This is a genomic window from Mycobacterium sp. (genome assembly GCF_050701675.1).
Lineage (GTDB): Bacteria > Actinomycetota > Actinomycetes > Mycobacteriales > Mycobacteriaceae > Mycobacterium.
This window is the reverse complement of sequence record NZ_JBOGDD010000591.1, coordinates 1-10,626: the sequence shown is the minus strand read 5'-3', so window position 1 is coordinate 10,626 and position 10,626 is coordinate 1. Positions and strand designations below refer to the sequence as shown.

Sequence of the window (10,626 nt, the reverse complement as noted above, 5' to 3'; positions counted from 1 at the left end):
GCGGCGCACCTTCGATCACCTCGCCGGCCGTGACCTGACGCTGGAGCAGAAGGACGCCCTGGCGGCGCGCGCCGCGGCGCGCGTGCGGCGCATGCGCGTCGCGGTCGAGCGCATGGTGGCGGCGCGCTGCGCGCCGGCCGATTTCGCACCGCTCTACGGCCAGAGCGCGGCGCAACTGCTGGCCGGCGTCGGCCTGGCGGGCGGGTGCTTCGCCGAGGGCGCCTACCAGCAAGAGGCGGTAACCTGTGCCGAGACCAGCGCCGCGGTCATCCCGGGCGCGCCGTGCGTCGACGGTCTGGCCGGCACCTATCCGTGCCGCAACGCCGACCTGCTCGCCTTCCTGCCGCTGAGCAGCATCGGCGGCGGCGACGGCAACGACGTCTGGGGTTGGACCGACCCGCTCACCGGCCGCGAGTATGCCCTCATGGGGCGCAGCAGCGGCCTGGCGTTCATCGACGTCACCACCCCCAGCCAACCGCTCTATCTCGGCAACCTGCCGACCCACAGCGTCAACTCGCTGTGGCGCGGCGTCAAGGTCTACGGCACCTACGCCTTCGTCGTCAGCGAGGCGGCCAACCACGGCATGCAGATCTTCGACCTCACGCAGCTGCGCGACGTCAGCGGCCCGGCGCGCACCTTCACCGAGACCGGGCACTACGACGGCTTCCGCAACTGCCACACGCTGGCGCTCAACCAGGCGACCGGCTTTGCCTACGCGGCCGGCACCAACACCTGCAGCACCGGCGTGCACATCGTCGACGTGCGCGATCCGCTCGCCCCGGAGGCGGCCGGCTGCACGCCGAACGACGGCTATACGCACGAGACCCAGTGCGTCACCTACCACGGGCCCGACGCCGCCTACGCCGGCCGCGAGCTGTGCTTCAGCTCCAACGCCGACACGCTGACCATCGCCGACGTCACCACCAAGACCGCCACCGTGCAGCTCTCGCGCACCACCTACGCGGGCCGCGGCTACAGCCACCAGGGCTGGCTCACCGATGACCACGCCTATTTCCTGATGGACGACGAGCTCGACGAGCTCAACTTCGGCCACAACACCCGCACGTTGATCTGGGACGTGCGCGACATCGACGCGCCGAGCGTCATCGGCGACTACCTCGGCCCGACCACCGCCACCGATCACAACCTCTACATCAGGGGCGGCTACGCCTACGAATCGAACTATCGCGCCGGGCTGCGCATTCTCGACCTCACCGACGTGGCGTCGGCGTCGCTCAGCGAGGCCGCCTACTTCGACGTCGTCCCGAGCAGCAACGCCGCCGGCTTCGCCGGCACCTGGAGCAACTATCCCTACTTCGCCAGCGGCATCGTCCTGGTCGGCGGCATCGAGAGCGGCATGTTCATCATCCAGCCGCAGCTCGGCGGCGAGCCCAGCCCGACACCGACGGTGAGCAGCACGCCGACCATCAGCGGCACGGCGACGGCGACACGCACCGCGACCGCGACCCGCACGGCGAGCCGGACGCCGACCATCACGCCGATCCCGGTCATCATCCTCGACCCGCTGCCGGCGCCGATCGTGGTCGGCGCGTCGCTGGCGTTGAGCGGCTCCGGCTTCACCCAGGGCTCGGTCGTCATGCTGTTCGTCGCCACCTCGGGCGGCGTCGTCGGCGTCGGTCCGCTGGCGCCGACGCAGCGCAGCGCTACCGCCCTCACCGTGCCCATCCCCGTCTCGGTGCCGCTCGGCGCCGGCTTCGCCAGCCTGGTCGTGGTCAACACCGACCAGGGCTACGCGCAGTCGAACGTGCAGAGCCAGTTGCTGCTCGGCGCCGCCGCGGCCAACATCCCCAGCCTGACCAGCATCGCCGGCGTCGCGGTGATGGCCGCCGATCCGGGGGTGCCGGTCGCGTATGTGCCGACCGTGCTGGCCCCGGGGGCGACCATCACCCTCGGCGGCAGCGGCTTCAACGCGCCGAAGATCAACCTGTTCTCGCTCGACGGCAACCTCGGCCCGCTCGATCCGCTGCCCGGCGGCTCGGCCACGGAGCTGCAGATCGTCGTGCCGGCGGGCGCGTCGACCGGCCCCGCCGCGCTGCAGGTGGTCAACGCGCCGTTCGTCGGCAACGTCGGCTCGAACGCCGTCGCCACGGTGCTCGGCGCCGCGATCGGCATCGACGCGGTGACGCAGGCCGGGTCCACGGTGACCGTCACCGGCAGCGGGTTTTCCCCGGCGACGGTGATCAACCTCTTCAACGCGCAGGGCGGCGGCGCGGTCAACCTCGGCGGGCTCACCGCCGGTGGCGCGGCGATTCCCCTGACCCTCGTGTCGGCCGGGCAGTTCACCTTCACTGTACCCGCCGGGGCAGTCAGCGGGCCCGCCTTCATCCAGGCGATCAATCCGCCGTACTTTGCGTTCTCTTCCAGTGGCAACGATCCGGACGGCGCCTTCACCATCCAGGCGCCGTGAGGGGTGAGATGATGAGACGATCGACGCACGTGTTCCGCTGCCGCACCGCCGGCGCACTCCTCGCGCTGCTGGTCGGCCTGGGGCTACCGGCGGCGGCGCCCGCCGCACAGGTCAGCGTGCCGGCCACGACGACGCTCGGCGTCGGCGCCGATGGCACGGTGGCGGTGTCGATCGACAACGCCGCCGGGGTCGAGGGCGCCGACTTCCGCTTCACCTACGACCCGGCGGTCGTTCAGGTCACCGGCGACGCCATCGCCGCGACGTTGATCAGCGGCTGCACGCCGGTGTCCAATATGAACAACATCACCGGCACCGTGCAGGTCGGCTTCGCCTGTTCGAACGCCCTCACCGGTGGCGGCATCATGTTCAGCCTGCCGGTGCGCGGCCAGGGGCCGGGCGCCAGCGCGCTCACCATCGCGCGCTGTGATCTCAACGAGGGCGCCATCGACTGCACTCCGGCCAGCGGCACGATCAGCGTGCCGTCGCCGACGCCGACCAACACCCGCACCGCGACGCCGACCTCGACCCCGACATCGAGCAGCACCCCGACGCGCACCGCGACGCGCACCGTCCCGACCGCGACGCGCACGGCGACGCGCACCGGCACCAGCACGCGCACGCCGGTGCCGGTGGTCCCGCCGCAGCTCGATCCGATCGCCCTGCCGATCACCGTCGGCGAGTCGCATACGCTCACCGGCAGCGGCTTCACCGCCGGCAGCGTGGTGAAGCTCTTCATCAGCTACGGCGGCGTCATCGACGGCGGTGCCCACGTGCCGACCGCCCGCACCGCCAACTCGCTCACCTGGCTCCCGCCGAGCAACCTGCCGCTCGGCAGCGGCTTCGTCACCGTCGTGGTGATCAACACCGATCAGAACTACATCTGGTCGAACCCCCAGAGCCAGCTGCTGTTCGGGTCGGCCGCGGCCAACATCCCCACCATCCGCTCGATCAACGGCGTCAACCTGCACGCGCCCGATCCGTCGACGCCGCTCGCCTACGTCGAGACGGTGGTGGCGGCTGGCGCGCCGATGACCATCACCGGCAGCGGGTTCAACAATCCGCTGGTCAACGTCTTCAGCGCCAACGGCAACCTCGGGCCGCGCACGCCGCAGGCCGGTTGGACGTCGACGTTCATGCAGATCACCCTGCCCGCCAACTCCCCCACCGGTCCCGGCAGCGTCCAGGTGGTGAACAACCCCTATGTCGGCAACGTGCAGTCGAACGCGGTGTCGGTCCCCATCGGCGCGCTGCTGAGCATCACCTCGATCACCCAGTCGGGCAGCACGGTGACCGTCGACGGCACCGGCTTCTCCACCCTCTCGGTGATCAACCTGTTCAACGTGCAGAGCGGCGGCGGCACCAACCTCGGCGGCTTCGGGCCCAACGGTCCCAACGTCCCGCTGACCATCGTCTCGGCCAACCGGTTCACCTTCCAGGTGCCCGCGACGGCCCAGACGGGCGCCGCCTACGTCGAGGTGCTCAACCCGCCGTTCATCGCCTACTCGAGCAGCGGCAACGACCCGGACGGCGCGTTCAACCTGGTCGTGCCGTAGTCGACTGTATCGCAGCGTCCCGGCCACTGCGCTTCCGCCTTCGGAAGCGAGGCGACCGCTTGTTGTGCCGAGGTCCTGGGGGGTGCCGCCCCTTCGGCGCCGTGCCCGCGAGAGCCGGGGCGTCCGAGACGGCCGCCTCGCGCAGCAACTTGATTCAATCTCGGCGTGACGGCGTCGGTGTGCTTGGTCGCAAGGTTCGCCCTTGATACGTAGGGTGCAACGCGGGTAGGTGCTCGGCATGCCTGTTCCCGATTTCCAGAGCCTGATGCTTCCGCTGTTGAAATTGGCAGGAGACGGTGAGGAGCACGTCTTCGCAGAAGCGGTCGAGCGACTGGCCCAAGAGTTCCAGCTCTCCGACGACGACCGATCTCAGCTTCTCCGAAGCGGACAGACGCGTTTGTACAACCGCGTGGGCTGGACAACGACCTACCTCAAGAAAGCGGGGCTCCTTCGAGCAGTTGGCCCGGGACGATTTCAACTGACGGAACGCGGCCGTGAGGTGCTCGCCAGCCGACCCGCAGCCATCGATGTTCCGTTCCTTGAGAGTCGGTTCCCGGAGATGTCGGAGTTTCGGGCCCGTTCGAGGCGCGAGGTCGCGGAGGAGGAGTCGCCCGCGACCTTCAACCTCACTGCCGGCATATGGACTCAGCGTCCGGGCGTCGAGGAGCGTGTTCGCGAGACGTTGGAGCTCTCGATTCCGAATGAGGCGACACGCCGCGCGGCGCTAGATTTTCTAGCATTGGCAATCGAGAGCGCGGATGAGGAGCGCAGCAACGCGTGGTACCTTCGCGAGAAGGAGCACGGGCTCCGACTGATGACCGGAAGGTTGCTCGCATGTGAGGTCGTGCGCTCCAAGATGCGCGTCAGTGTCATCGGGCCTGTCGGTGATGATGTCCGCCTAAACCTCGGAGCCGAGACTGAGAAAGACGAAGAATTCAAGACGGTTCCGGAAGGGCTGATTCTGACATTCCCCGTGGAGCACGCGGCGGAAGCGGTCGATTTGCTGAAGGACGGGTTCGACCGATTCGTTGACATGGCGATGGCCCGCGTGCGGCGTGCTGTGAGCCTCGACGATCATGTCCCTGAAGCGGTCGCATTTGTCGCCCGAGTTGTTGGCCGCGACCTACCGCAGCCTGTCGTTGAGGCGCAAGATTCCGAGGACACCGACGATGCGTCGGACGAGGACGAATCGAGCGCTTCGCGTGAGCCACGGGTCCGCGGGCGGGCGCCAATCTTCGAACCCGGTCAGCGCGCCATTGCTTCGTTGATGGACGATATCGAGCGTGAGGTGATCGCCCTGCCAGACCTTCAGCGTCCCTTCGTCTGGGAAGATACCAAGGTACGAGACCTCCTCGACTCGCTGTTCGTGGGCTTCCCGGTGGGAACGCTCGTCTTCTGGCATACGTCCAACGACAAAGACGCCCGTGCGCTCGGAGCGGAAAGACCAGGCCTGCGAGCGACGACGTTGGTCATCGATGGACAGCAGCGTCTCACGTCTCTCTACGCTGTGATGCGGGGTGTAGAAGTCGTCGACAAAGATGGTGCAATGCGAAGGGTTACGATCGCGTTTCGTCCGCGCGACGGGCGATTCGAGGTCGCCGATGCGGCGATCCGGAATGACCCCGAGTTCCTGCCAAATGCAACGGAACTATGGAACGGGACGCGTCCCAAGCCACAGATCCGGCGCGATCTCATTAACGCGCTCCGGGACAAAGGGCGCGCGGTCGACGAGGCGTACGAGGACGCGGCGGAGCGCAATCTCGATCGTGCGCATGCGATCAGCGACTACCGCTTTCCTACGGTCGACATTCGCAAGACGGCGAACACGCCGGATGAGGAGGTTACGGAGGAAGACGTCGCCGAGATCTTTGTCCGCATCAACAACCAGGGAACGCGCCTTGGGCAAGCCGACTTTGTCCTTACGCTGCTTTCGGTGTTTCACGGTGAGTTGCGCGACCGCATCGAGGAGCGCGCGCGGGCAATGTCCCAAGGGGCCTTGGTCGGAATCGACACACAACAGCTCTTGCGCGCCGTTTGCGGCGTCGCGTTTGGTCGAGCACGAATGTCAGCCGTTTACCGCTATTTGCGTGGTGTCGATCCGACGACGGGCGAAGCGGACACTGCCAGACGCGTGAAGCTCCTGGGTCAACTCGACGAAGCGGCAACGGAGTGTATGGAGCCCACGCCGTGGCGTGACTACCTACTTCGAGTGAAACACGCGGGATTCGTCAGCCAGGCTCTCGTCGCTTCGAAGAACGCGATAGTGAACGCCTATGCGTTCTATATCCGCGGCCGGAAGGTTGGGGTCTCGAAGAGCAAACTCGACGAGATGATCGCACGCTGGGTATTCGGATCTTTGCTTACCGCACGCTACTCGGGCTCGTCGGAGACGATGTTCGAGCAGGACCTGGCGCGCGTTGCCAGGCTGGGGCCGAACGACGCCGACGGCTTCGTTCGCGCTCTCGACGACGCGATGGGCGAGACCATCACGGGTGACTACTGGACGCACTCCCTCGTCTCGGCGTTGGAGACGCAGAAGGCGCGGGCTCCCGCTGCGCTTGCATTCCGGGCGGCCCAGGTCGTTCTCGGCACACGGGCGCTCTTCTCCGACCAACTCCTTCAGAACTTGCTTGACCCGCCAGCTCAGGGTGCTCGCGCAGCCAGCGAAGCCCACCATCTGTTTCCGAAGGCCTGGCTCCAGACACGCGGGATCGGCGACCGTCGCTCCGGCAACCAAGTAGCGAACCTGGCGGACGTCGGTTGGCACGAGAATAGCGTGATCGGCGGTCGTGGGCCGGCTGAGTACGTGCCGCGTTTGCGCCAAAAGCTGGCTATTGACGACGATCGGTGGAGCCGCATGTGCGCGGAGCACGCACTTCCCCCAGTTTGGGAGTCGCTGGAGTATGAGGAATTTCTCCGAGAGCGGCGGAGGAGAATGGCCGACATCGTCCGTGTGGCGTTCCGCCAGTTGGGAGGCGAGGCGAGTGCCCCGCCGCTCACTCCCCCGTGGTTCCTGCCAGGCGCCGAGGCCGTGTGGCGACGCATTGTGGAGAGCGAGCGCGCGCTGCGCGGCGTCGTCCGCGAGGTCTACGCTGCACGCTTCGGCGAGGCGGCCGCGCGGAGAATCGAAGAGGCGCTGCCCGAACGCGAACGCGAGAGCCTCACGCGCGCCCTCCGGGCGCGCCCCGCAGCTGCCGAGGCGCTCAGTGTCGTTGACTATCTATACCTTGGTCAGCTACCGCCCCTCCTCTTCGCGGCGGAGGTCTGGCCGGAGACCCGTGGCCGCTTCAGCGGGGTACAGGACGTAAAGCAGCGACTCCAGGCTGCCGTTAGCCAGATTGCACCGGTCCGCAACGAAATCGCGCACGTCCGCGAGGTTGATCCCGATCGCCTTCTTCGCGCCACCGTCGCCTGTGCCGACGTCTTGGGAATGCTGCACGGCGGCTCATCCTGATCAGGATCCAGAAGCCGATGGTCCGGAGGCCACGGGCGGGCGACATCGAAGGAGCGCCGGGAATAGCCGAGGATCGGCGCGGCCACCGCCCGTTGGACGCGGCGCCGTTTGAAGGGGGCCGGAGTGGGCTACGAGTTCGAATGGGATCTGGCGAAGGCGGCTGAGAATCTCGGAAGGCACGGGGTCTCATTCGATGAGGCGTCGACCGCCTTCGCTGACCCCCTCGCCATGCTGATGGCGGATCCAGATCACTCGGCAGACGAACAGCGATTCGTATTGCTCGGTTTGTCGGGGCGACGTAGGTTGCTGGTCGTCGCCTTTACGGAGCGGCCTCCACGTACGCGGTTGATCAGCGCCCGGCCGGCGACCCGCCGTGAGCGAGAGGACTATGAGGAAACCGAAGCCTAGCAAGAAGCAGATCGCCGACAGCGACACGCTCCGTTCGGAGTACGACTTCCGCGCAGCTCGGCGTGGGGTGACCTCGGCTCGCTATGCCCAGGGGGCGAATGTGGTCGTGGTGGACCCGGACCTGCGAGACGTCTTTCCTGACGGTCCGGCCGTCAACGAGGCACTCCGCGCGTTGGCACCGCTGCTTCGCGAACAGCAAGGGGCGAGCAAACGCCCGGCGAAAGTATCCAGCCGACTGCGGCCGCGCAGCGGGCCGGACCCAACTGCCGTCACTGGTTCGCGGACACGCGGATGATGTACGTGTCCTGTGGATCCTTCCATTCCGGGGTCGGAATCCCGCCGCGGAACTCGACGATCTGACCGAGGTGCTGCTCGAACAGCTCGCGGCCGAACTTCTCGGAGTGGAAGGTCGACTGGTACCAGTCGGGCAGCACGCCGTCGGTGAAGTTGTCGAAGAAGACGAAGCCTTTGGCGAGGAACTCGTCCTTCACATGCTGCGGCATCACGTCGCTGAGGCCGCGAAAGCCGCCCTCGCCCATCGTCGTGATGCGCACCAGGCCGCCGGGCACGGTCAGGCGCTTGAACTCGCGCAGCCAGGCGTACTGCGACTCGAGATCGATGTGGGTGAAGACGGAGTGCGCGTAGATGAAGTCGAACATCTGATCGCGGTAGGGCATCGGCGGCAGGCGCTCGTTGACCGTGAACGTCCCGCCCGGCAGGTTGCGCTGGCACCACTGGACGCCGACCGCGTCGGTGTCGCTGCCGTAGCACTCGATACCGCCGCGCGCGATGAAGTGCCGGATGATGCGCCCGCAGCCGCAGCCGAGATCGAGGATACGCTTGGGCTGCACGCCGTAGGTGCGCATCTCCTGCAGGAAGCCTTCACAGAGGCTCTTGCCGTGCGTCAGGAATTCGGTTTCGGAATACTCGCGGCTGGCGATGCGGTAGCGCACGTCCGCCGGCGGAATCGGGAACTGGTCCGGGCCCACCGACGGGCTCGCCGGGCCTGGCCGGCGGCCGGTGATCTGGGTCAAGATGCGGTCTATGCCTCGCTTGATCATCGGTGCGTCCTCGATCGTTGGTCGCGTGCGCGCGACGGCTCGGAACCCTACTTAGCGCAGGCGGACGGCGCAACCGATGACAGCCGGTAATTTTGTAGTAGAACAGGCCTGCCCGGCCGCGCGGTCGCGGCCGCAGGACCATCCCCGAACCCGCATATGACGACGGCGGCACCCGAACCCCGCGGTTGGCCGGATATGGCTCTGGCGCTGGTGCTGTTCGGCGCCACGGTCAGCTATCTGGCCGCCTTCCCGCTCGCGTACCACTCGCCCGATGAGCCGCACATGCTGCACGAGGCCAAGCGCGTCCTGGCTGGCGAGGTGATGTACCGCGACGTCTTCGACCTCACCACGCCCGGATGGCAATACCTGATGGCGGCGCTGTTTTGGCTGTTCGGCACCACGTTGCGGACCGCCCGTATGGCCACGGCGGTCATGCACGGGCTCACCACCGTGCTGGTCTCGATCGCTTGCCGGCGGCTCGGGGTTCGCCGCCCGCTCGCCTGGGCGGCCGGGCTGGCGTATCTGGTCGTCGCGCAACCGGCGTTGCCCGTCGCCAGCTACCATTGGCTCGGCACGTCGCTGTCGGTGCTGCTGCTCGTGATGTGTATCGAGATGCGCGGCCGCGCCGGGTGGATCTTCGCCGCCGGCGTCGTGGTCGGGCTGCTCGTCGCGGTCCATCAACAGCGCGGCCTCAGCCTCGGCGTCGGGGTGGCGTTGATCGTCGCCGCGGACGCCTGGTTGAGCCGCCGTGCGGGGGCATCCCGCGGCTGGGCACCGCTGGTGTGCCAGGTGATGATTCTGGTTGCCGGCACGCTGCTCGTCGTCGTGCCGGTCGGCCTCGTGCTGGTCACCCGCGCCGGGATCGAACCGGTGTGGCACGCCGTGGTGGTTTTTCCGCTGTTCAACTACCGGGCTGCCAACCGGATTCGCTGGGGTGGCTGGTTGTTCGGCACGCCGCCGGCGACGATCTTCCCGCGGCTGCTGACATACGCGCCCGCCGTTCTCGTTCCCAGCGTCGGTTTCCTCGTGGCGCGCTGGCGACGCGCCGGCGACGTCGGGTCGCTGCGCTTGGCCATCGTGCTCACCTCGTTCGCCGTCTTCTCGATCCTATCGATCGCGTACTACCCCGATCTGATCCACATCGCCCTGATCGTGCCGGTCTTTCTGGTCGTGCTCGCGGGTGGGCTCGAATGGACGCTCAGCGCGTTGCCCGAGCGGCTCGATCGCCTGGTGGGCTGGACCGCTAGCGTGGCGATCGCCGTCGCCTGTGCCTGGCAGCTGGATCGCAATCTGCCACGGCCGGCCACGTGGTTCGTCTCGACGTATGACTCGGCCTTCGGGCCGATCCAGATGAACGGGCGAACGGCGCAGCTGTACGGCCAACTCGATGCGCTGCTGCAGCACGTGCCGTCGCGGACGTTCTTCCGCTATCCGTTCTCCCAGGAAACGTATCTGATTCTCGGCGCGCATAACCCGACGCGCTTCGAGTTCATCCTGTCGCGCTACCACAGCCGCGAGCACAAGGAGGAGGTGATCGCGGCGCTGCGCGCCGCCGATGTCCCGTACGTCATGGTGGACCAGGCGTTGCTGACCGCGGATGATCCGATCTACCGCTTCATCCAGGAGCACTATGAGCCGCTGACCGATGCCGACGCGCTGACCGGGGTCGTCTGGCGTCGCAAAGCTCCGGGCGGCTGACCGTCCCCCCCCGCCCTTCCGTCT

The 10,626-nt window shown here is 67.4% G+C and carries 6 protein-coding genes; 5 read left to right on the top strand and 1 reads right to left on the bottom strand.

From position 1 onward, the window contains the following. The 4 genes from ACRDUX_RS18240 to ACRDUX_RS18225 form a co-directional block, all read left to right on the top strand. On the top strand, positions 1–2,428 hold a 2,428-nt coding region (locus ACRDUX_RS18240; protein ID WP_526415427.1), incomplete at its 5' end, for a choice-of-anchor B family protein. Positions 2,429–2,436: 8 nt separating this feature from the next. Continuing rightward, entirely contained in the window at positions 2,437–3,981 is a 1,545-nt protein-coding gene (locus tag ACRDUX_RS18235) for a cohesin domain-containing protein (protein ID WP_526415426.1), read from the top strand. 238 nt (positions 3,982–4,219) lie between these two features. Beyond that, positions 4,220–7,435 carry a GmrSD restriction endonuclease domain-containing protein gene (locus ACRDUX_RS18230; protein ID WP_526415425.1) on the top strand — a complete coding sequence of 1,072 codons (3,216 nt, stop codon included), beginning with the start codon at positions 4,220–4,222 and terminating at the stop codon, positions 7,433–7,435. Positions 7,436–7,558: 123 nt separating this feature from the next. Next, positions 7,559–7,843, top strand: a complete 285-nt coding sequence (locus ACRDUX_RS18225) for a BrnT family toxin (RefSeq protein WP_526415424.1) — start codon at positions 7,559–7,561, stop codon at positions 7,841–7,843. Positions 7,844–8,112: 269 nt separating this feature from the next. On the opposite strand, the gene ACRDUX_RS18220 is transcribed toward ACRDUX_RS18225, so the two are convergent. Then, positions 8,113–8,877 carry a class I SAM-dependent methyltransferase gene (locus ACRDUX_RS18220; protein ID WP_526415423.1) on the bottom strand — a complete coding sequence of 255 codons (765 nt, stop codon included), beginning with the start codon at positions 8,875–8,877 and terminating at the stop codon, positions 8,113–8,115. Positions 8,878–9,099: 222 nt separating this feature from the next. On the opposite strand from ACRDUX_RS18220, the gene ACRDUX_RS18215 reads away from it, so the two are divergent. Further along, positions 9,100–10,602 (top strand): hypothetical protein, encoded by a 1,503-nt coding sequence (locus ACRDUX_RS18215; RefSeq protein ID WP_526415422.1) that lies wholly within the window; start codon positions 9,100–9,102, stop codon positions 10,600–10,602. The last annotated feature ends 24 nt before the right edge of the window (positions 10,603–10,626 follow it).

Coding starts and splice junctions, on each gene's coding strand:
- ACRDUX_RS18230 (WP_526415425.1), top strand. CDS start 4,220: ATGCCTGTTCCCGATTTCCAGAGCCTGATGCTTCCGCTGTTGAAATTG.
- ACRDUX_RS18235 (WP_526415426.1), top strand. CDS start 2,437: ATGATGAGACGATCGACGCACGTGTTCCGCTGCCGCACCGCCGGCGCA.
- ACRDUX_RS18215 (WP_526415422.1), top strand. CDS start 9,100: ATGGCTCTGGCGCTGGTGCTGTTCGGCGCCACGGTCAGCTATCTGGCC.